This is a genomic window from Rhodococcus sp. G6(2025), from assembly GCF_058628105.1.
The window spans coordinates 277420-298023 of the sequence record NZ_CP179751.1 but is presented as its reverse complement, the minus strand read 5'-3'; the positions used below and the strand labels follow the sequence as shown (position 1 = coordinate 298023).

General features: G+C 66.5%; 24 protein-coding genes and 1 pseudogene. 15 read left to right on the top strand and 10 right to left on the bottom strand.

Annotated elements, in window-relative coordinates; genetic code table 11:
* Nucleotides 1–130: 130 nt before the first annotated feature.
* Nucleotides 131–2007: pseudogene (locus ACLIVD_RS38470) on the bottom strand (RNB domain-containing ribonuclease).
* A 264-nt stretch (nucleotides 2008–2271) separates the two neighbouring features.
* Here ACLIVD_RS38470 and ACLIVD_RS38465 point away from each other — a divergent pair.
* Nucleotides 2272–2547 (top strand): response regulator transcription factor, encoded by a 276-nt coding sequence (locus ACLIVD_RS38465; protein ID WP_491933217.1) that lies wholly within the window; start codon nucleotides 2272–2274, stop codon nucleotides 2545–2547.
* Between the two features lie 419 nt (nucleotides 2548–2966).
* On the opposite strand, the gene ACLIVD_RS38460 is transcribed toward ACLIVD_RS38465, so the two are convergent.
* Together ACLIVD_RS38460 and ACLIVD_RS38455 are read right to left on the bottom strand one after the other, a co-directional pair.
* Nucleotides 2967–3170: a cold-shock protein gene (locus tag ACLIVD_RS38460; protein ID WP_491933216.1), complete on the bottom strand. Its 204-nt coding sequence runs from the start codon at nucleotides 3168–3170 to the stop codon at nucleotides 2967–2969.
* Nucleotides 3171–3502: 332 nt separating this feature from the next.
* Nucleotides 3503–3853 (bottom strand): hypothetical protein, encoded by a 351-nt coding sequence (locus tag ACLIVD_RS38455; protein ID WP_491933215.1) that lies wholly within the window; start codon nucleotides 3851–3853, stop codon nucleotides 3503–3505.
* 144 nt (nucleotides 3854–3997) lie between these two features.
* On the opposite strand from ACLIVD_RS38455, the gene ACLIVD_RS38450 reads away from it, so the two are divergent.
* The gene (locus tag ACLIVD_RS38450) at nucleotides 3998–4285 is read left to right on the top strand and encodes a hypothetical protein (RefSeq protein ID WP_005562817.1); all 288 of its coding nucleotides are present in this window, start codon (nucleotides 3998–4000) and stop codon (nucleotides 4283–4285) included.
* Between the two features lie 32 nt (nucleotides 4286–4317).
* Nucleotides 4318–4800 (top strand): SRPBCC family protein, encoded by a 483-nt coding sequence (locus tag ACLIVD_RS38445; RefSeq protein ID WP_491933214.1) that lies wholly within the window; start codon nucleotides 4318–4320, stop codon nucleotides 4798–4800.
* Nucleotides 4801–4968: 168 nt separating this feature from the next.
* On the opposite strand, the gene ACLIVD_RS38440 is transcribed toward ACLIVD_RS38445, so the two are convergent.
* Complete coding sequence (locus ACLIVD_RS38440; RefSeq protein ID WP_491933213.1) at nucleotides 4969–5214, bottom strand: hypothetical protein; 246 nt, start codon at nucleotides 5212–5214, stop codon at nucleotides 4969–4971.
* 1386 nt (nucleotides 5215–6600) lie between these two features.
* Between ACLIVD_RS38440 and ACLIVD_RS38435 the strand changes: the two genes are divergently transcribed.
* From ACLIVD_RS38435 to ACLIVD_RS38400, 8 genes are all read left to right on the top strand, one after another.
* The gene (locus ACLIVD_RS38435) at nucleotides 6601–7197 is read left to right on the top strand and encodes a hypothetical protein (protein WP_133988164.1); all 597 of its coding nucleotides are present in this window, start codon (nucleotides 6601–6603) and stop codon (nucleotides 7195–7197) included.
* Nucleotides 7198–7203: 6 nt separating this feature from the next.
* Nucleotides 7204–8676 carry an SRPBCC family protein gene (locus ACLIVD_RS38430; protein ID WP_491933212.1) on the top strand — a complete coding sequence of 491 codons (1473 nt, stop codon included), beginning with the start codon at nucleotides 7204–7206 and terminating at the stop codon, nucleotides 8674–8676.
* Nucleotides 8673–9089 carry a gas vesicle protein GvpJ gene (gene gvpJ / locus ACLIVD_RS38425; protein ID WP_133988162.1) on the top strand — a complete coding sequence of 139 codons (417 nt, stop codon included), beginning with the start codon at nucleotides 8673–8675 and terminating at the stop codon, nucleotides 9087–9089. Before ACLIVD_RS38430 ends, gvpJ (ACLIVD_RS38425) begins: the two co-directional genes overlap by 4 nt.
* 311 nt (nucleotides 9090–9400) lie before the next feature.
* Nucleotides 9401–9766 (top strand): gas vesicle protein GvpJ, encoded by a 366-nt coding sequence (gvpJ, locus tag ACLIVD_RS38420; protein ID WP_005241539.1) that lies wholly within the window; start codon nucleotides 9401–9403, stop codon nucleotides 9764–9766.
* Complete coding sequence (locus tag ACLIVD_RS38415) at nucleotides 9766–10578, top strand: GvpL/GvpF family gas vesicle protein (protein ID WP_477955992.1); 813 nt, start codon at nucleotides 9766–9768, stop codon at nucleotides 10576–10578. Before gvpJ (ACLIVD_RS38420) ends, ACLIVD_RS38415 begins: the two co-directional genes overlap by 1 nt.
* Nucleotides 10579–10581: 3 nt before the next feature.
* The gene (locus tag ACLIVD_RS38410) at nucleotides 10582–10809 is read left to right on the top strand and encodes a gas vesicle protein GvpG (RefSeq protein ID WP_043791731.1); all 228 of its coding nucleotides are present in this window, start codon (nucleotides 10582–10584) and stop codon (nucleotides 10807–10809) included.
* Between the two features lie 338 nt (nucleotides 10810–11147).
* Nucleotides 11148–11597 carry a DUF4190 domain-containing protein gene (locus ACLIVD_RS38405; protein ID WP_491933211.1) on the top strand — a complete coding sequence of 150 codons (450 nt, stop codon included), beginning with the start codon at nucleotides 11148–11150 and terminating at the stop codon, nucleotides 11595–11597.
* A gap of 318 nt (nucleotides 11598–11915) precedes the next feature.
* Nucleotides 11916–12326: a PAS domain-containing protein gene (locus ACLIVD_RS38400; RefSeq protein WP_491933210.1), complete on the top strand. Its 411-nt coding sequence runs from the start codon at nucleotides 11916–11918 to the stop codon at nucleotides 12324–12326.
* Nucleotides 12327–12413: 87 nt separating this feature from the next.
* On the opposite strand, the gene ACLIVD_RS38395 is transcribed toward ACLIVD_RS38400, so the two are convergent.
* Together ACLIVD_RS38395 and ACLIVD_RS38390 are read right to left on the bottom strand one after the other, a co-directional pair.
* A complete protein-coding gene (locus tag ACLIVD_RS38395; RefSeq protein WP_491933209.1) occupies nucleotides 12414–12710 on the bottom strand; it encodes a hypothetical protein in 297 nt (98 codons plus the stop codon).
* A gap of 202 nt (nucleotides 12711–12912) precedes the next feature.
* Nucleotides 12913–13560 (bottom strand): TetR/AcrR family transcriptional regulator, encoded by a 648-nt coding sequence (locus tag ACLIVD_RS38390; RefSeq protein WP_491933208.1) that lies wholly within the window; start codon nucleotides 13558–13560, stop codon nucleotides 12913–12915.
* Between the two features lie 248 nt (nucleotides 13561–13808).
* Here ACLIVD_RS38390 and ACLIVD_RS38385 point away from each other — a divergent pair, with 248 nt between their 5' ends.
* Nucleotides 13809–14120, top strand: coding sequence for a hypothetical protein (locus ACLIVD_RS38385; RefSeq protein ID WP_491933517.1), 312 nt, complete (start codon nucleotides 13809–13811; stop codon nucleotides 14118–14120).
* A 48-nt stretch (nucleotides 14121–14168) separates the two neighbouring features.
* Here ACLIVD_RS38385 and ACLIVD_RS38380 read toward each other — a convergent pair whose 3' ends face one another.
* Nucleotides 14169–14417: a hypothetical protein gene (locus tag ACLIVD_RS38380; protein ID WP_491933207.1), complete on the bottom strand. Its 249-nt coding sequence runs from the start codon at nucleotides 14415–14417 to the stop codon at nucleotides 14169–14171.
* A gap of 769 nt (nucleotides 14418–15186) precedes the next feature.
* Here ACLIVD_RS38380 and ACLIVD_RS38375 point away from each other — a divergent pair.
* From ACLIVD_RS38375 to ACLIVD_RS38365, 3 genes are all read left to right on the top strand, one after another.
* Nucleotides 15187–15318 carry a hypothetical protein gene (locus tag ACLIVD_RS38375; protein WP_491933206.1) on the top strand — a complete coding sequence of 44 codons (132 nt, stop codon included), beginning with the start codon at nucleotides 15187–15189 and terminating at the stop codon, nucleotides 15316–15318.
* A gap of 15 nt (nucleotides 15319–15333) precedes the next feature.
* On the top strand, nucleotides 15334–15726 hold the full coding sequence (locus ACLIVD_RS38370) for a hypothetical protein (RefSeq protein WP_491933205.1): 393 nt from the start codon (nucleotides 15334–15336) through the stop codon (nucleotides 15724–15726).
* A 255-nt stretch (nucleotides 15727–15981) separates the two neighbouring features.
* Nucleotides 15982–16257, top strand: a complete 276-nt coding sequence (locus ACLIVD_RS38365) for a hypothetical protein (RefSeq protein ID WP_491933204.1) — start codon at nucleotides 15982–15984, stop codon at nucleotides 16255–16257.
* 552 nt (nucleotides 16258–16809) lie between these two features.
* Here the strand turns inward: ACLIVD_RS38365 and ACLIVD_RS38360 are convergent.
* The 3 genes from ACLIVD_RS38360 to ACLIVD_RS38350 all read right to left on the bottom strand — a co-directional run bounded on the left by ACLIVD_RS38360 (nucleotide 16810) and on the right by ACLIVD_RS38350 (nucleotide 20519).
* Nucleotides 16810–17142: a hypothetical protein gene (locus ACLIVD_RS38360; RefSeq protein ID WP_491933203.1), complete on the bottom strand. Its 333-nt coding sequence runs from the start codon at nucleotides 17140–17142 to the stop codon at nucleotides 16810–16812.
* A gap of 866 nt (nucleotides 17143–18008) precedes the next feature.
* On the bottom strand, nucleotides 18009–19403 hold the full coding sequence (locus ACLIVD_RS38355; protein WP_491933202.1) for a fatty acid desaturase family protein: 1395 nt from the start codon (nucleotides 19401–19403) through the stop codon (nucleotides 18009–18011).
* 18 nt (nucleotides 19404–19421) lie between these two features.
* Nucleotides 19422–20519, bottom strand: a complete 1098-nt coding sequence (locus ACLIVD_RS38350) for a ferredoxin reductase (RefSeq protein ID WP_491933200.1) — start codon at nucleotides 20517–20519, stop codon at nucleotides 19422–19424.
* Nucleotides 20520–20604 lie beyond the last annotated feature (85 nt).

Genomic DNA, 20604 nt, shown 5'->3' with positions numbered 1-20604 from the left:
TTCCGCAGGTCAGAATCGCGGAATCGGTGCTATCGCAGAGTGCTGCTATCTCATCCAGCACTTCTCGCAATGCCGGAAGTACTCGATGGGCGCGGATAGCAGGCACCCCTCGCGCAGACACCCGTCATCTTCAGCGCTGTCGGAAAAATGCCTCGATGAGCGCGGCCGCTGATGCGGTCTTCGCCGCCGTCTTCGTGGTCGCATCGGCGGTGGTGACGTGGCCGGCGAGGTGCACGGTGGCGGTGAATCGGGGTGCGTGCGCGGGCCCGTCGGTGTGGAACTCCCATACGGGTGGGGGCTGATTGTTGTTCTGGGCGAGACTCATCAACCAGGCGATGGGGTTGGACAGAGCCTTGGACTTCTTCGCCCCGTCCAGATTCAGGGCGACCGGCGCGGTCGTACGGTGCGGTTCCGCGGATGGAGCAGGCCCGGGATCCTCAGAGACCAGTGGGGGAGTCGTGGGCTCCGGGGATGGCGCGGTGGCAGGCCAGTCCGGTTCCGCGTCGGGGTGGTCGGTGCCGGTCAGCTGCGCACGTACCGCCGCCCATAGGGCGGCCTGTTCGGCCGGTTTCTTCGCGGCCGCCGTGGCCCACGGTCCGCGAATGCTGCGGTGGGTGGCGCGGGCGGCGAACAGTGGGTTGTGGTCGGCACCGTTGCGCCGGATCTCCACGTCGGTGGGGGGTTGGTTGGGGTGGGCTTGCCGCCATACCGACGCCACGCTGGGGCCCATCTCCGGATGGGTATCAGCGAGGGTGTCCAGGACGCGGAGTTGAAGGGGAAGCCAGCTGGGGTTGGCGGCGTCGATCAGGACCGCGGCGTCCGGGGCGGTCATCAGGTCGGCGTCGAGGCGGCGGGCGAGTTCGGCGGCGAGTTCGGCCCGAAGTGGTCCAGTGGCTTCGGCTTTGAGGACCTTGTGGAATCGGCGACTGTCGAGGGCGGTGTGATCGGCGGTGGCCGCCTGTTCGGCGACGATGCGTTGGTCGGCGTGTTTGAAGTGATTCTTCTTCGCTTCCCGGGCGGCGCGGGTGCGCCGGTTCAAATCGGCGCCCAGGGCGGCGAGCTGCTCACCGGTATAGGGGGCGGAGGAGTGGTCGAGGTGGGCGAAGATGATCCGCTGATTGATCAGGTCGGCCACCCGGCGCAGCGGTGAGGTGACATGGGTATAAGCGCTCAGCCGGAGGCCGTAATGGCCGTGGACCGTCGGATCGTAGGTCGCGGCCCGCAGCGTCGACAGCAGTCGGCCACGCAGTTTCGCGAAGAGGTCCGGGTCTCCGGCCGCAGCGGCGATCTCATGCATCAGCTCGTCGGTGCTGCCGGCAACGGGGTTGGCGCGGTGGTTGCGGAACAGGATCGGCAACCCCTGCTCGACGCACCAGAGTGCGACGGCCTCGTTGGTGGCGATCATCATCTCCTGCACGATGACGTAGGCGACGGTCCGCAGTTCGGCGGCGATCGCCACGATGGCCCCGTCCTCATTCGCTGCCCAGCCGCGGGTGAGGTCGTAGAACGCGAGGGCACCGCCGTCACGGCGGTCAGCAGGACCTGCGCGGCCGCATCCGCCGCGGCCAGCTGGGGGTGCAGTGGATGTGCCGGGTCGGTCAGGATGCCGGGCACCTCGGCGTGATCGACCGCCACACACCGACCCGACGCGACCTGTCCACGCCCGACGGTGACGTCGACCAACTGCCCGTCGGTGGTGACGGTGCCGGTGACCTGCAGGCTGGTGCGCCGGGATTCAGGGGTCAGGGTGGCAGCCTGCTCGGCGGCGTCGCCGAGCATCGGAATGGTGCGGCTGCGCAGGTACCGGGTCTCCGCTCGCAGGAACGCCTGTTCGTCGGCGACCGACCCCAGTTCGACGACGTCGGCGACGCCGGCGATGTGGACCTCGACCGCCCACCCGCGGCCGTCGGCGAGCGGGGTGACGGAGAAGGCGTCGTCCCGGTCCTGCGCAGACGCCGAATCGATCATCAGCAGCGTTGACACGTTGGTGACTGTCGAAGATGTCATGGTCGCCGCACCCCCTTGTTTCTACGCAGGTCCGACGATAACCAATCTCCACCATGAGCCGTCAGCGACGCGCCTGGTGAGCATGACCTACGAGTCCTTGAAACCGGCTCCGGGCACGACATGTTCACCGCGGTGAACAAGCGGCAAAGCGGACATTGCTTCTGTCGCGGGTGCGCGTATTGACCCATCCGGGTGGCGTGCGGCATCGAACCACTCAGTGTGTGTCCAGCCGCAAGCGCGGCGGCTCGAGAAGGTGAGATCGCGATGACTTCTGTTCCTGACCCCACGCCCGACACTGGCGGGGAACAACAACGGCGGCCCACGCTGACGCCACGCGAGCTGGAGATCCTCCGCCTGTGGCTGCGCAGTGAATCGAAGACTGTTGCCGCAGCCGACCTGGGAATCAGCCTGGGCACGATCAACACCCACCTGATCCGGATCCGAGCGAAGTACGCTGCCGCAGGCCGCCCCATTGCCGACAAGTCCGGCCTATTGATCCGGGCGCTGCAGGATGAACTGGTGTCTCTCGCTGAGCTCTGACGCGACGGTCCACTCCATGGCCTAGTGGGTCAGAGCGGCCGAGGGGCTGGCCCGTCGGCCTGGCCCAGTGTGCAGATCTGAGGGCGCGTGGTCACAAGTCGAGTGCGAGTTTTCTTCCTTTGCAGCGACTCACGCAGATCATCATTATCTCGCTGGCGTCTTGCTGGTCGGGAGTCAGGTATTCGTCTCGGTGATCGAGCTCGCCTTCGAGCACCTGCCACCGCCACCCCTGGTCGGTGTCCGACGCCCCCGGGGCGTGGGAAGGGCGATGCCTCGGTCATGTTCGTTTGTCAGGTCAGAGCTTTGCTAGTCCGGCAACGTTCCTCCGCCTCGACCCGCACAAAAGGGGCGTCCAGCGATGAATCGGTTCGTTGGTGGCTTCCGGCATCGGGCTCATCCCGACAGACGCGCCGATCGGCTCAGACGGGGCGCACATTCTGGGCGTAAACCCCTTTCGGTCCTCGGCCGACCTCGAACTCCACCCGCTGATTCTCCTCGAGCGACTTGTACCCGCTGCCCTGAATTTCGGAGAACTGGACGAAGAGGTAGGCGCTGCCGTCGTCGGGGCTGATGAATCCGAAGCCCTTCTCGCCGTTGAACCACTGCACTGTGCCCTGCGCCATCGTCGTTCACTCCCTGCAGCCGAGGAGACGGCGCCTCCCACCGAGGGCCGATCTCGACACCCTGACCGTCCCCGTACCGCGGATGGCCGAAGGGTCGAACAACTGGTGTCCTCGATCGGAGGATGCCAGAACGAGCACCCTGTGTGTAGGGGCGAAGGTCCTACAACATCCGTCTCGGCACGCGAGCGCGATTCGTACGGCCAGCGCCGCCAACACGTCCCTGAGGCTGCGTGAGATTGCGCTACGCACCACCCGGGCGGTCGGCTCCCCTTCGCGGACGGCGCTGACCGGTGCCCAGGCTAGCGACGGTGTCGGGGGAACCGAAGGTGAGCTCAGGTGGGAGCGTGTCCGTTCGGCCGGTGGTGTCGTCGCGCGTAGAAGCGGTCCCGCTGCTCGTCGAGCAGGAGCAGGCCCCGGTGTCGGATCCGTTGGTGCTCGCGGGCGATCAGCAGGTGGACGGCGACGATGTGTCGAGTCAGGGCGACGGCGCGGCGGGCCGCGTTCTCGTCGTCCAGTAGGTAGGCGGCGCGGTCGCCGGCGATGAGGAACCGCTCGTAGGCGAGCCGCGTGGGTGCCTGCTCGTCGAGATGGGATTGCGCGATCACCTCGATCAACTGCAGGGGTACCCGCAGCAGCCGATAGGGGAAGCGGAGAAGGGACATCGTGAGACCGCCGAGCGCCACACCGCGGATCGTAGCCCTCTCGATGCCCCTGGGGACATTGATGCGGAATCGGGGTCGGCCAACGGCTCGCACGTTGGGTTCAGGTCGCGCTGTCGCGGGTAACCCGAGAACCAATCCGAGACTCCCCCAACCAGGACCGATCCGATGACCTCACACCGGCACATCACCACCGATCACGACGAGATCCGCGGTTGGATTCAGGCGCATCACGGCGTACCGGCACGAACGGCGGCGAAAACCGACGACGTCGGCGCCCTGCATATCGACTTTGCCGCGGTCCGCCCCGGCGAGCTCGAGCACATCTCCTGGCAGGAGTGGTTCACCGCGTTCGATGCACAAGGCCTTGCCCTGTGCTACCCGGATCCGCATCTGCGGGGTGGAGCGAGTGCGTGGTTCGAACTCGTGCCCCGAGACGGCGGGATCCATCCCTGACGTAAGCGGCGTGCCCAACGGGCGGTGGGGAGGTGTCGGTTGCGCGCCTGCGTACCTGGGTAGCCTCCGCGAAAGACCACGTTGATCCGAAGGTCGGGGCGCCGGAGGATGTCGCCGATGACCGATATCTCGTCACCGTCGACGAGAACGGGCGCTACCGGCTGCATCTCGAGCGCCGGCTGCACCACGACTGCGACGAGGTGTGGCGGGTGCTCCGCCTGCTGCATCCCGCGTGCGCAGGCACGGGCATGGCGTGCCGGGTCCGGCCGCCCAGCCTGCTCGAGTTCACCTGCGGGGAGAGCGTGCTGCGGTGGGAGATCACCGGCGACGGGCACTCGCGGACGGTTTTGCAGTTCAGCCACGATTGCCCCCGCCGCCAGGACGGAATCGAAGAGATGGGCTGGTGGCTCACCGAGCTCGACGTCCTCGGCGAACTCCTCGACGGGGTGGAGGTGACCGATTTCCGGCGCCGTGCCGAGGACATGATCGACCGCTGCCGACGCGCGTTCGAATGAGGACATCAAAGGGCAGTAACTGAACGGCAGGCGCAATGTGGCGCGGCTCGCGGCCCACAACCAGGGAAGACTAGGCATATGCCCAGCCACCCAGCTCTACGCGACCCTGGGTGTAGTGCGGTAAGCCCGACCACGCTGGTCCCGGAGTTCTCGCGTTGTGTGCGCGGTTCAGAGGCCCGTTCCGTGGGTATCGGGATGGTGCAGTGCATATTGGCCGGGTCCGGTGGCCTTGGCCCCCGGGGCGGGCGCGCATTCCAACGCGGCGACCAGCTGCGCCGACATCGCCGCGCCCGGGAACGATCCCGTCTCGGATTGGGTCACCTCTTCGGAGAACCCGGATCGGGTCACCTCTTCGGGGAACCCGGATTGTGCGGCGCCCTCCGGCGCCCGGTACGGTTTGAATAATTCAGTCACGACTGGTCGGTTTCATTCTTGCACAACAACTTTCAGTGAATAGTTATGTCGCACCGGCTACCGCATTCGTTTCACGAGAAGGCTCCCGAGTCGCGGAATCGGCGGCGGCGACATGCCGAGGCGACATCTCCACGGCCTCTCCCATCCGATGCCTCATGTCCCATGTCCCATGCCCCATGCCCCATGCCGCGGTCCTACCGATCCACGGGCGTGCGGGCGATGCTGATGACGACGCCGCATTTGGTGTTCATTCGCGTCGTCTCCCCGGGTGCCCTTTGCGCATGCTGCGCGCTCGTGAAGTTCCGAAACCCGTCACTCTCGTGCCAGGTGAGATGAAAATACGGCAACGGGTCTGTAGAGTTTCCGTGTCGGCAAAAACGCGCGTACATTGCGAAGCGTCACTTCCTCGAGCCGCGCTTATTTCGGGGAGACCCACATTCTCGAGCCGCGCTTCGCGCAAAGTTATTCCGGGTCGACTGGCCCGATTTCGGGGTGACGATATCGACTCATCGGCCCCGGTCGCCTGCCGACCGGGCACCCCGTGGACCGAGCTCGCTTCCCGGCCGAGGACGGTGGTAGGGGTAGGCGGCGACCTGGCCGGTGATCGTGCTGATCAGGGCGGTGGACCGGCTGCCCTCAGGCGGGCCGGGCCACCGCCGTCGCGGATTCGGTCGGTCAGCTCAGGCCGATGCCGCCGCCGATGGTGACGCTCAGCCACTTCAGGAACGCCTCGAACGGGCATTGAAGCAGAACCCATCGGAATTCACGCCTTTCCTGGTGATGAATCCACGGGATCGTCGATCACCGCTTACCGTGCCTATCGCGCTCGGGGGCGTGGAGTGTTTCGCAAAAAACCGAATTTCTCACATAATGAAATTAACAACCGCCCATAATGTTCGGGGTAAAATAACAACCGCCCATAATGTTCTGGGAAATCGGTTACCAAGTAAGGTGAATTCGAAATTGATCGGCGCATTTGTTCCTCGTGTGTAGTGATCCACGAGGTTACGGAGGTGGGGCCGCGTGCGGGCTGAGGTGGGGTGGGCGAACGCTTGACCTCGGCCCCGCGCGGCGGGGCGCCCCGCGGGCCGAGGGGTTCAACGGCCGAAGCGGGGCTGGCTGCCCGGACCGCTTGCGGGGCGGGCAGCGTATCAAGCGGGTACCCGCTTGCCACTGCGCTACGCGGGTTTCCCTGAAAGCCCGGCCTCGGCCTGCTTCGTGCGGTGGCTGTTTCGGATTGGGGATGTGGTGTGCGGCCGGATTGAGCGTCGCCGACGCGGGGTAGTCGGCGGGAACGAAGGCACCACCCACCGACCACGGCCCCCACCCTTTTCGCCGACGCCGGCGCCGAGGTGCACCACATCTTCTCGACAAAGGGGTTGGGCGATGGCAGGCAAGGGTCAGATGGCGTTGGCCGTGGGTGCCGGGTACATGCTGGGCCGCACGCACAAGATGAAGTTGGCGCTGATGCTCGCGGGCGCCGGAGCATCCAGTCGGTTTCCTTCTGGCTCACTGGGTGTGCTCGGTCAGGCCGGCAAGCTGCTCGGGGATTCGCCCGAGGTCGCCAAGCTCGGCGGGGCGGTCCGGAAGGAGTTGATGAACGCGGCGAAGACGGCCGCGGTGACCGCGGCCAGCCATCGCATCGACTCGCTCAACTCCCGGTTGCAATCGGGCGGCGACGAGGCTTCGGGCGGGAAGAGGTCCAAGCGCAAACGTCACGAGGAGCCCGAGGACGACTACGAGTACACGGAGGACGAGACCGCCGAGGAGGACGAAGCCGAGGAGGAGGCGCCCCGCGCCCGCAAGCGCCCGGCCCCGCGCCGCCGCTCGTCGAGTGGCGGTAGTTCCCGGCCCACCCGGTCCCGGTCGCGGTCGTCGAAGGACGACGACGAGGAAGACGATCTGGCCCGAGCCAGGGCCCGCAGGACGCGCGCGAAGGCGACGACCGATTCTGTACCCGTACGACGACGCACCCGGAAGTGATCAGCGATGACCTCGAATCTCGACAGCGCGGCGAAGAAGCTGCGCCAGAACGTGTCCGGTGCGTCCGGTGAGGCCGCATCGCTGTCACCGCTGAAGAAGGCGGCGCAGGGCCTGCTCGGCACCGTGACCGACAAGGCGATGTCCACCGTGTCCGACAAGGTGCAGGGTGCGTCCGGCCGGCTCACCGACTACGCCGAGGGCGGCGGCGGCAGCCTGCTGTCCGCGGTCACCGGCAAAGAGCAGCAGGGTGACGGCAACGGGGACGAGAAGGGCGACGGCAAGTCACTGTTCTCCGGGCTGACCGACAAGGTGAAGGAGACGGCGTCGGATGTGAAGGACGCGGTCACCGGTGGTGGCGGTGGCGGTAAGGGCAAGAAGCTCAAGTTGACCAATATCGTCGAAACGATCGATGTCGGTGTCCCGGTCCAACTGGCGTATAACCAGTGGACCCAATTCGCCGACTTTCCCTCCTTCATGAAGAAGGTCGAGCGGGTGGAGCAGGAGGCGGACGAGAAGCTCGAGTGGAAGGCTCAGATCTTCTTGTCGCACCGGACCTGGGAAGCATCGATCATCGAGCAGGTCCCGGATGAGCGGATCGTGTGGCGTTCGAAGGGTGCCAAGGGTTTCATCGACGGGGCGGTGACGTTCCACGAGGTGACTCCCGATCTCACCCGCATCGTTCTGATCCTCGAGTATCACCCGAAGGGCTTGTTCGAGAAGACGGGAAACCTGTGGCGTGCACAAGGACGACGAACGCGCTTGGAGTTGAAGCACTTCGGACGCCATGTCATGACACAGGCCGTTCTCCATCCTGACGAGGTGGAGGGCTGGCGCGGGGAGATCCGGGACGGCAAGGTAGTCGAACCCGAGGAGTCCGAGGACTACAACGAGGAACCGGCCGAGGACGAAGCCCAGCCCGACGAGGACGAGCAGGACGACGCGCAGCTGGACGGGGGCGACGAGGACGAGTACGAGGAGCCCACCGAAACAGACGAGGACGAAGAGACGGACGAGGACGAGGCCGAGGAGCCGGAGGAGACAGACGAGGAAGAGTACGAGGAGACGGACGAGGACGAGGCTGAGGAACCGGAGGAGACAGAGGAGGGGCCGGAGGAGACGGACGAGGACGAGGCTGAGGAACCGGAGGAGACAGAGGAGGAGCCGGAAGAGACGGACGAGGACGAGGCTGAGGAGCCGGAGGAGACAGACGAAGACGAGGGGGAGGAAACATCGCCGCCGCCGGCACGCCGTGGCCGCCCGCGCAAGACGGCGTCCGCCAGTGAGGACAAGCCTCCGGCACGCCGGGGCCGCCCGCGCAAGACCGCGGCGAAGTCTGCGAGTGAGGACAAGCCTCCGGCACGCCGTGGCCGCCCGCGCAAGACGGCGTCCGCCAGTGAGGACAAGCCTCCGGCACGCCGGGGCCGCCCGCGCAAGACTGCGGCCAAGTCGGCCGCCTCGAAGCGAGGAGCGCGGCGATGACGTCGATACAACCCGCAGGTCGTGGCGGTGGCGGCGGGGGAGTCAGCGGCGGGCCCAGCTCCAGTAGTCTCGCCGACGTCATCGACACCATCCTCGACAAAGGCCTCGTGATCGATGCGTACGTGCGCGTCTCGCTGGTCGGCATCGAACTGCTGACCATCGACGCCCGCGTCGTCGTCGCCAGCGTCGACACCTACCTGCGGTTCGCGGAAGCGGTAAACCGGCTCGAGATCGGCAGCGAGCCCAAGGGCCTGACGGACCTGGCTGGGGGCGGCGGCGAGAGCGAGTCTGAATCGAAAGCCCAGGGCGCACTCGGGGCCGCCGGTGAGAAACTCGGCGACCTCCTCGGCGGCGGGAAGGAAGAACCTCAGCGCGAACGGGTTTCACGCAAGTCCACGCGCGAGGATAGGTGATGTCAACGTGGGAACGGAAGACCAACGACACACCCGAGGAGCCGACCGGTCGGACCGTTTCGGGCAGGGGTGGACGCTCCGAATTGCTCAGTCCCCTAAGGTCTTTGATCGATTGAACAACTGCCGATCCGGGTAGTCCGGTAGTCCGCACGTACATCTCCACTTCGGGTATGCCACAGGGGCGAGCTGGACGAGGCGACGGCGAGAGCGCAAAGCGGGCCGAGGAACGACCGGTACCGCCACACGTCGCCGCCCCGCCCGCACACCGGCGTTCCCGGTGGGGCGAGAGCGGGGGAGCAAGGAGCACGAGCATGACTACCGCGGGTGGGCCGAGTTCGAGCAGCCTGGCCGATGTCATCGACACCATCTTGGACAAGGGCCTGGTCATCGATGCGTACGTGCGGGTCTCGCTGGTCGGCATCGAACTGCTGACCATCGACGCCCGCATCGTGGTCGCCAGCGTCGACACCTACCTGCGGTTCGCGGAGGCGGCGAACCGGCTCGCGATCGGCAGCGAACCGAAGGGGCTGTCCGATCTGGTGTCGGGCGGGACGGAAAAGATTGCGAAGTCGAAGACGAAGAGCGCCATCGAAGAGAAGCTCGGCGGCCTACTGGGCGGGCAAGAGGAACCGGAACGGGAACGGGTGTCGCGCAAGTCGACTCGAGGTGACAGGTGATGGTTACAGAGCAGACGAAGAACCAGAAGAGCGAGAACACAGAGAAGTCGGACAAGAAGCAGACGGCGGGGGTGTACGTCTACGGCATCGTCCCGGCCGACGTCGAACCCGGGGACGACGCGACCGGGGTCTCCGGCGGGAAGGTGGACATCGTCACGGACGGTGACATCGCCGCCCTGGTGAGCGCAATGTCCGTGGACCGTCCACTCGGCAAACCCGAAGACCTCCGAGCCCACGCGAATGTGCTGGACGGGACGTCCCGGGTGGCGCCGGTGCTGCCGCTGCGGTTCGGGGCGGTACTCACCGACACCGACGCCGTGAAGGAGGAACTGCTCTCGGCACATGCGGACGAGTTCGCGGCGGCCCTCGAACAACTGGAAGGTAAGGCCCAGTACGTGGTCAAGGGCCGCTACGTGGAGCAAGCGATCCTGCAAGAGATCCTCGACGAGAACGAGCAGGCCGCGCAGATGCGTGATGAGATCCGGGACAAGTCGGAGGACGCCGGCCGCCAGGCGCGGATGGCACTCGGGGAACTGGTGAACAACGCGATCGCCGGCAAGCGCGAGGAAGACACCCGCAAGACGGTCGAGGCCCTAGGCGACCTCACCGACTCCGTCAACCGCCGCGAACCCACGCACGAGGAAGAAGCCGTCCAGGTGGCAGTCCTCGCCGACGTCGACCGGCAGGACCAACTCGAAGAGGCTGTGGGAAAACTGGCCGAGGAGTGGAACGGCCGGGTCGAGATAAAGCTGCTCGGCCCCATGGCCGCCTACGACTTCGTGGTCACCCAGAATCCGGCCGGACAGGGCTGAACCATAGGACTGCTGTCATCCATCGTCACGCTGCCACTCCAACCGGTGAAGGGTGTGATCTCGCTGGCGGAGTTGATCCAACGGCAGGTCGAGGAGGAAATGCACAACCCGGCGGCAATCCGCCGCGCACTCGAGGAACTCGACGAGGCCCGCACTGCGGGCAAGATCACGGCCGAAGAGGAGGAGCAGGCCCAACAGGCGCTCATCGACCGGATGACGGGATCGCCCTAGGGATTACGCCGCTGGGGCGGTGGGGGCAGGGTCCATCCGATTCCGCGGCACCCCACTGTCCTGTCTTTTGCAGGAGCGCTTGCCGCGGTTCCCGCAGCCGTAGGGCAGCAACCCGCTGCGCGGCGTACGTCGTCGACTCAGGGATCGGTTGATCGCCGCAACGGTGGCATCCTCCCACGCCCCGTAGAAACCGCCGCCCGTGGTGACGGCCGCCCGGTGGCCGGCTCGTCGGATTGGAACACCCGTGAGCTGGGCATGCGTTGTGGGTGGCATACCGAGCAGCGAAGGGGTGTGCCGCCCGCACCGAATGCGGCGGATCGACGACACGGAGGTAAGCGATGAGCAGACCACTGACCGGACCGGGACACGATGACGACCCGCGGCGGATCGAGCCCGGGGTCGACGACCGCCCGGTCGCGGTGGAGGAGCGGGTGGTGACCAAGCCCGCCCGCACCAGCGCGGCCGCGGCGTTCGCGCTTGCCGTCGGGACGGCCGCGTTCGTGTGTGTGCTGATCGTGATCCTGTCCCCGATCGGACTGGTCCTGGGCATCATCGGGTTGATCCTCGGTGTCCTCGGTGTGCGGGCGGCCCGCCGGGTAGGGATCACCGGGAAGGGTGTGGCGATCGCCGGCCTGGTGCTGAGCGCGCTGGCGATCGTCATCTCGATCGCCTTCGCCGCCGGCGTGGTCACCGTCCTTAACAACGACAGTGCCGTCGACCGGATCGAGCAGCAGGTGGACCAGATGCGCGACAAACTCCCCGACCACGTCGAGGTCCCGCAGCCCTGACAGCACCCACGGCACCCAGCGCCACGAGAAACGTCTCGATCAGTCCACCGATGAGCAGGGACTCATCGGGAGAGATGGCCGTAAAATATGTTGACTGCGAGAGCAATTTCCCCAAATAGGCCGCTGAAGGGGGCTTCGTCGCGCGGCGGGACGACGCTGCATGACGTCCCGGCGGGCCCGAGTCGCTCCTCACACCCTCGGCCGCGACGACGGACCGGGGCGGCCGGGGTGTCGATGTGGTCCGATCGAGGGGTCGCCGCCGCTGCCAGTGTTCCAGCGTCGGGGGTAACAGCGAGGCCGCACCCTCGATACATCATTATGGAGAGACGACGTGCGGATCCCGATACCGCACTGGGCTACCTCGAAGGACTTCCCGCGCTGGTGCTGCTGGAACGGCTCCCGGTGCCGGTGCTCGCCGTCGACCGCGACGGTCACATCGTGCACGTCAATCGCGCGTTCGAGGCGATGATGGGGTATCCGCACGATGCGCTCTCGGGGCGATCGATACGCGATCTGCTCCCGATGACGTCCCCTCCGCGGCCGGTCGCAGAGGATCTGCAACAGTCGGCGGGGACGATCGTGAGGCTCACGCACCGAGACGGTTCTGCCGTGCGGGCGGCGATCAGCAAGTCCGTGCTGACACGGGCGGACGACCCGGTGCTGCTCGTCTGCTTCCACGACGTGACCGAGCAATTGTGGGACGGCGGACACGCACCGACCTTCGGGTAAAGGCCGCGATCGCGTCGGTTACTGGCCTGTGCCCGATGCGGCGGGGCGCCGCCGCGCACGGAGATGAGCGAGCCCGCTCGATGTCGACTACCACTGCGGGAGCGGCACGCCGGTCTCGAACGACACGTCCTTCACTGGGGTGGCCGGCGTTCCGACTTCGCCGCGGGCGAACGTTGCCTCGTCACCGGCTGGGGGTCCGATACAGTCCCGAAGATGGCGCCAGTCCACCATCAGGATCGGCGGCGACAGCACCGAGACGACGATTGCACTCAGCTCGCCCCGCCCGGGGAGCTGGGCGAGGAACTCCTCGCCCGGGCGGTGACCGCCGCCCTGACACAGGGCGCGTCCTGGGCACAGATCGGCGCCCGGCTCGGGGTTCCTCATCCCTGCGCGCCGGACCGCGCATGCTCGGACCGTCAGTGGCAGGACGCGATCGTCGACCACGAAAACGCGCGAGCACAACGCATCCACACCATCATGCCCGGACCGTCCTCGGCGCCCGGGAGGTGATCGGAAATGATCACTCCCTACCACCCATCGAACGCTGCCGGCGTGTGTTCGAACATCGGGATCGAGGGTTTACAGGTCATCCGGGCCGATCCGGAACCGCCTTGGTGGCGATGATCTGTACCAGGTCGTCGAGTGCGGCGAGGGCGGCGTCGCCGTCCCGGTCGACGAGCCAGCGCAGCACCAGTCCGTCGAGCGCAGCCAGGGCGAAGTGGGCGACCTGATCCACGGACGTGCTCCAGGTGACGCCGGCCCGGTGTGCGCACAGGTCGAGGAATGCCACCGCTTCGGTGTCCATGGTGCGGTACTGCCGGGCGGCGATCGCCCCGGCCGCGGCGTGGCCGGCCCCGCGTTGCCGGAGGGCCTGCGCGGTGATCTCGTAGGTGAGCAACTGGTGGTCGGGGGTGGCCTCGATGATTGGCCACAGGCCCCCGATGCCGGCCCGTAGGAGTTCACGAAGGCCCTCGATACCGCGCGGGTGCGCGGTTCCGATGAGGTCAGTGAACGCCGTGCGCATCGACTCGCTGATGGTGAGGATCAGGCTTCCCGCCATCTCGGTGAGAAGTTCGTCCTTGTCCTCGAAGTGGTAGTGCACCACTCCGAGCGACACCCCGCCGGCCTCGGCTACGCGGCGGATGGTCAACGCGGCGACACCCTGTTGCGCGGCGAGCACGAGCGCGGCATCGATGAGCTGTCCACGGCGGACCTCCGCGGGAAGCCACTGCATCAGCGGATCGTATGCGCTCGCACGTCCCACCAGCAGACGAATCGGACGACCCGGCACCGTCAGCCGTCGCCGGAGAGGTTGCTGCGTACTCGAGCTTCGACGCCGTTCGCCGTTTCACCTGCTGTTTTTCGGGGCAATCCTGATGTGTTCACAAGAACGGGTGCCCGAATCGGCGCCCGGAGGTGCTGTGGGGGCCGTTCCGCCACCCGTTCGCTGCAAGAGTCGGGGACTCTCAGAATGAGGTGAGCATCATGAAGAAGATCGCGGTACGCACCGCCATCGCGTCGGCGGTCATCGCGCCCGCGATGGTTTTCGCGGGCGGTACCGCCGCCGCGGTACCGGCGCTGAGCGCCGGGGCGACCGGGGAAGTGGTGGTGACGGTCCCCGCCGGTGAGAACTGGACCTGCTTCGGTTTCGACTCGGGCTTCAACTTCAAGACCGGTGCGTTCGGACCCGGGGCTGCGGGAAAGCTCAGCGGTTTCGTGAGAGGTAACGCGACCGTCTTCTGCTTCGGCGGCACGGCGCCGTTCTTCTTCACCGGCAGCGTGGCGGTGAGGTAACCCGGTTGGTCGGTCCCGGGGGCACGGCCCCTGGCTGGTTGTTCTGAATCATTGCGTGCTCGGTTCCGCGGTCAGGTCGTCGGTGTCGGCGAAGACCAGCCGCCCGTCGTCGAGGGCGACCGCCCACCGGTGCACCGGTGCCCAGGCGTGCCCGTGTTCGTCGGTGTCGGTCAGCTCGGCGTAGTCCTCGATGATCTGCCCGGTCTGGTCCGCTTCGGACGGTCGGCGCACCAGCACTCGTGTGCCCGTGCCCAGTGGGCCGGGCTCGGGTGTCGGTTTGTGCTTTTTCTCGGGCATCGGTCTGCACCTTCCGCTCGCTACGACCCGGATCATAAGCACCTCGCCGGCGAAACCTCATCCGGCGCTCCCAGGGGACGGTGCGCCGCTCACCCGCCTCTGGTCTCTCTGGTTGCTCACAATTCGCTCGAATAAACACGAGAAACACACGAACTCTCACTGGAATGGCGATTTTGATCAATTGTCCAGCAATGTGGACGGTTGTTAAATTTCAATATGTGAGAATTTCTCGGGTTTGGTGAAACATTCCGAGATTGCGAACGCGATAAATGGTGTAAGCGGCGATCGACGATCCCGTGGATTTTCATCACCAGTGGAGGAGTGAATTCTGATGGGTTCTGCAGGAATCGACTTCAGCGTCGCGTTCGAGGCGTTTTTGAAGTGGCTGAGCGTCACCTTCGGCGGCGGCATCGGGCTGAGCTGACCGACGGAGCAATCCGGGACAGCGGTGGCCCGACTCGCCTGGGGGCAGCCGGGCTACCGCCCTGATCAGCACGTACGTGTACGCCACCGGCGAATCCACACCGTGGCGGAGACTCGGGCGCAGCAGCTCACCATGACCTCCTCGCCGGGGGGTACCCACATGTCGACGGGGCCTGGCGGGAAGGGTCGATACCGTGACCCGGATTTCGGGCGCACCCAAAACCGAAATGCACGATTGCAGCATGTGGCGGAATGTGGGTCTATAAGAAAGCGACTTTGGATGCGGTCGCCAGGCATTTCGCTTCCACTAAAGATGGCCGGTATTTCCTTTTCGGAGAGGACCGCTATGTCGATCGGACTCGACCCCGCAACGGCCGCCGCGGCCGATCCGCCACTCGGCGACGCGGCCACACCCCGGGATGTGGCCGTGCTCCAGGCGCTGCGCAACGTGCACGAGTGCCGGATAGCGGCCGGGTAAGGCACGCGTTCGGCCATGAGTGTTCATCGACACCGGCTACCGTCGCCGATCGTGACAACCTTGCGCGGCCCGGCGCTGGCCCTTCTGCGGTTCAATTACCACCTGGCCCGCATACCGTTGCAGTTGGCGGAATGGGGCGTGCTGTCCCGGCTCGACGAGCAGGCCTCGACACGGCTTGCGTATGAGCAACTCCTCATCGACTGCGACCGGCTGGCTGCGCGGCTACTCGACGACGAGGAGGCGGCCCGGCGAGCCGACGACCTGGATCGGCACATCGTGCTGGTCCGGACGGTGATCGCCCGGGACTCTCACGAGATTCAGCGGCGAGGGGTTCTGCTTCTCGACGAACAGCGGGAGCGCTTCCAACGTCGCCGCCGCGAACGCAAGTCCCCGGGTGCACCGCTGTGAACGGGTTGCGCTCATCGGGCCCTACCGGTCCGGGATGGCCAGTGATCCGAATCACGCATTGAGGTTTGATCTCCTCGCGCCCCGGCGAATTTCCTGCTCAATGGTGGTCTCGGGCGTCGACGAGTGGGATGGAGCGTGGACGCCGTGCAACACGGGAGGTTGTCTCGGCGATGCACGAGGCGGTGGGACGGGGGCGGAACCGATCGTGGTGAGCGGCGGACACCACACGCAAACAGGAGATCAAAAGTGGTTGGTATGAACATGCCCTGGATGGTCGTGGTCCTGGTGGCCACGCTGGTGGTGATCGTCGCGTCCGTGGGCGTCGCGGTCACCGCGGACGCGGTATCTCGCCGCCGAGTGCACCGATCAGCTGACCCTGCCGCCGCGGATCCGGAGTCACCGCTGCGCACCGTCGACGCGGCGTCCCGGGTTCGCGATTGGCACCGGCTTGCAGTGCCGGCATGGATGACCTGCGTCGGCGCCTCGGCATGCGCGGTCGCGGTGGTCGGCGTACTCATCGTTGTCGGATGAGAGCGCCGACCACCACCTCGCAAGCGGACCTTGCCGGTGGCGTGATCGACGAGGGCTTTGTGCGGTTCGAACGCCGCCGCGGCGGCCGAGGCACGCCCCGGGCCCTGCGTCCGGCCGCCGGAGGCGGGTCACTTTTCCCGAAGTGCCTGTCCCGACGGCCGGACGCACACAACCCTGTGTGGGGGTGGCCCCGGCGCGGGCGGGTCACCGTGCGACGGCGCGGACGGCCGCGACGAGTCCGGCCACGAGCATGGCCAGCAGGCGATCACGAGCAGAACCGGACCCAGCAATAGCCCGAGGACGATGAGGAGGACGAGGGCGACCAGGGCGGTGCGGCTCAACCACTTCATCCCGGACAGGCCCGAGCTGAGGCCGGAGAGCGGCTTGCCGGCCAGCCGGCCGAGGACGCGCAGTCTTGCCGGTTCGCCCCCGGAAGAGTCCCGCGATCCGGGGCGGATTCAGGTCTCGATCGAACCGGCCTACGTCGAGGTAGGCCGGGGCAGGTTCGCATCCGATGAAGTCTCGGTCACCGAACATCACCGCACAGCTGGCTCAGCTGCTACCGAACATGTCGCCGAACGGGATGGATTGGCCGAACAGACCACCGAACGGATTGGCTCCGCCGAACATGTCGCCGAACGGGATGGATTGGCCGAACAGACCAAAACCGAACGGATTGAGTTCGTTCTCGTCCTGCTGTTCGTCCTGGTCCTCGTCCCAGCCTCGGGGCTGCTGCCAGTCCCGATCGACCTGCACACTCCCCGACACCGGTGCGGCCGCAGCGGGTGTTGCCACCGCGGACATCGGAACGGCAGCAAGGGCTCCGAGGATGACGATCTTCGCCAGCAGACGCTGCGGGTCATTCTTCTTCGCGTGTTTCAGCACGATCATACCTTCCGTGGAGCCGAAGAGATCAAGGTAAGGGGTCCACGTCCTCAACAGGCGAAGCCGTCTTCGAAAGGGGCGAAACCGACCAAGCTCAGTCGAGCTCGAATCCTGGTCGCTTCAGCGAATCTCCTTCGGGTGCGCCGCCGAGAAGCGACGCCACTTCCTACTACACGCTCAAAAATCTGCTCTTTCAACTCCGAATGCAGGACAGCCGGGGGCAGGCTGCGCACCGACACCAGTATGGGGGTTCTCGCGGAACGTGTCATAGCGACAGCGCGCTGAACTGCCCAGTCTCACGATTGCTGAACCGCCCAGTCCTCAATTGGTGTCACTCCCGGATTCTCGCCAACTTGGGCGGAACCGAGGCCCTGTTGGGGTAGGGCGTGGCCGCGAGCCGCGCTACGTCTGCGGCAGCGAACCGACTGTGCGGGTGTCGAGGAGTTCGGTGACCGCGGCGTCGAGGATTCCGGTGAGCGAGTGCGCTGGGTGTCCCACACGACTCCCGTGGCCCGGCGAAGGATCGGGGTCGTACCAGTCACGGCAATACCAGCCGGGGAGCAGTTGATCGTGGGCTTCGGCGTCGTCGCCTTGAGGATGTCGGTGAGCACCGCGAGGGCCGCTTCGTAGAAGCCCTCCTCGACAAGCACATCACTGGCAGTGGATGCGGTGTCGGTGATCACGGTGGCCAGGTGCCGCGACCACCGTGAAATGGTGTTCCCTCGAGCGACGGGCACGGTGAGGACCCTCTGCGGTGACCGGCGTCGTCGGAGGTCAGCTCCCGTCCGGTTTCGATGCAGTGCACGATCATCTCAGCGATGCCCCTGACCACCACCGGGCAGGCGCAGGCCTGGTCGGAAGGGGAATTAGTCCTGCCCGTGCGGGGGTGGTGAGCCTTGCACCTCTCCGGTGTCGTGTTCGGGGCCCGCGGCCGGGCCGCCGGCGGGAACGCGTTCCCGGAACCGGGCCGCCTCACTCGGCCCGGGTGTGCCGTGGTGGTCGAGTTCACCGTGGTACGGGCCCGGCTTCGGGCGTGCTGTTCCGCCGGGGAACGCGAGCCGCAGGATGGTCCGGTGCACCATGAACCACTGCTGGACCAGCGGCCCGGAGTTATACGGCAGCTTGTACCGTTCGCAGATCTCTCGCACCTGGGGCGCGATCTCGGCGTAGCGGGTACTGGGCATGTCCGGGTAGAGGTGGTGTTCCACCTGGTATCCGAGGTTCCCGCTGATGATGTGGAACAGCGGACTGCCCTCGATGTTCGCCGCACCGACGAGTTGGCGTACGTACCAGCCTCCTCGGGTCTCGTTCTCGACCTCGTCCGGACTGAACGTGTAGGTCTGGTCCGGGAAATGCCCGCAGAAGATGATCCCGTGCGCCCAGACGTTGCGGATGATGTTCGCGGTGGCGTCCGCCATCAGGGTGGACAGGAACGTGCGCTCGACTCCCGGGATGGTCCGATCGAGTGCATCGGCGACGACAGAGAGTCGTCCGGTCGAGCGCAGGGCCCGCAGCCGCCGCCCGAGGCGGGAGGAGGTCGGTTGGCCGAGCCGGCCCCGGAAGGCGAGCTGGGCCAGGCCGAACGCGCCGGCACTGACCAACGGCCAGCCCACATAGTCCTTCACGACCTGCGCCCGCGCCTTGCCCGCGATGCCCTTGAGGTCCTCCCAGACCTCCGGCCAGGATTTTTCGCCGGCCCGCACGGCCTCGAGGTCCATGTCGTGCAGGGCGACTCCCCATTCGAAGAAGGCCATGAGCAGCACGTTGTAGAACGGTTGCGCCAGGTAGACCGGGTGCCACTTCTGATGCGGGTCGATCCGCATGATCTCGTAGCCCAGGTCCTTGTCCTTGCCGCGGATGTTGGTGAAGGTGTGATGGATGTAGTTGTGCGAGTGCTTCCAGGCCTTCGCGGTCGACGCGGTGTCCCAGTCCCACGACGAGGAGTGGATGTCCGGGTCGTTCATCCAGTCCCACTGGCCGTGCATGACGTTGTGACCGATCTCCATGTTCTCCAGGATCTTGGCCATCCCCAGGCAGGCGGTGCCCGCCAGCCATGCGGGTTTCGAGGCCGACCCCAGCAACAGGACCCGGCCCGCCACCGCCAACTGCCGCTGGACGGCGATCACGTTCTTGATGTATCGGCGGTCACGCTCGCCGAGGTCCGCGTAGACCTGGGCGTGGATGGCATCGAACTCTTTGGCCAGCGCCTCGATGGTGTCCGCACTCAAGTGCGCGAGGGGGCTTTCGGTATCGATGCTCACCTTGGGGGTCCCTTCGTTTCACAGTTCGATCTCGATGTCGCCTTCCGCGGTGTTGACGCAGGTCCGCACCACCTTGCCCGCGAGGTCGGCCACCTCACCGGTGCGGAGGTCTCGCAGTTGCCCCGACCGCAGGGTCCCGGTGCAGGTGTGACAGATCCCGATCCGGCATCCGTAGGGGAGTGTGGCTCCTGCTTCCTCTCCGGCTACCAGGATCGGTGTACCCCCATCGCAGTCGGTTTCAATCTCGCTTTCCAGGAAATGGATCCGTCCGCCCGAACCGGCGCCCGCGGATCCGCCGATGATCGGTTGGAAACGCTCGAGGTGCACCTTGTCGGGGTCGCCGTGCTTGTCCCAGTGCTCGACCATCGCGTCGAGCATGTCGCCGGGCCCGGAGAGGAACGCCTCACGCTCGCGCCAATCGGGGCACAGCGTGTCCAGCTCGGCCGGTGTCATGCGGCCTTCCGTTTCGGTCAGCCGCACCTGGAGCCGGAAGCCGTCGTGGCGGCGGTCCAGCTCGCGCAGCGTGGAGTCGAACATGATCTGGTCGGCGGTCCGGTCGGAATGCACGGCCACCACGTCGCGGAGACCCCCGCGGTGGTCGAGATCGCGCATCATGCTCACGATCGGGGTGATGCCGCTGCCGGCGCTGACGAACAGCAGGCGCTCAGGCAGCGGTTCGGGCAGCGTGAACACGCCCTCGATCTCGCCGAGCCGCACGATGTCGCCGGGGGCGAGCTCGCGGACCAGGTACGGGGAGACCGTGCCGGTGGGCACCACCTTCGGGGTGACACTGATCAGACCGTCGTCGGCGTGCGGGTCGGACGTCAACGAATACGCCCGCCAGTGGTAGACGCCGTCGATGATCACGCCGAGGCGCACGTACTGTCCCGCCCGGTGTCCCGCCCATTCGTGAGCCGGCCGGATCACCACCGTGGCCGCGGCCTCGCCGGCGGGTTCGATCCTCTCCACCCGTCCGCGCAGCTCCCTCGTGGTCCACAGCGGGTTGATCAGCTCGAGGTAGTCGTCCGGCCGCAACGGACTGAACAGGTGCCGGATCGCGCGCAGGAAGCGTTTCTGCGCCTTGGGAACCTTGGGACGCGCACCACGCTCCGCCATGGATCCACCGTAGAGGACGGCGCCTTCACCGACAGGCGAACCTCGCCCTCCCCGCCGTCCACATCAGCATCGGCGCCGACGGAAC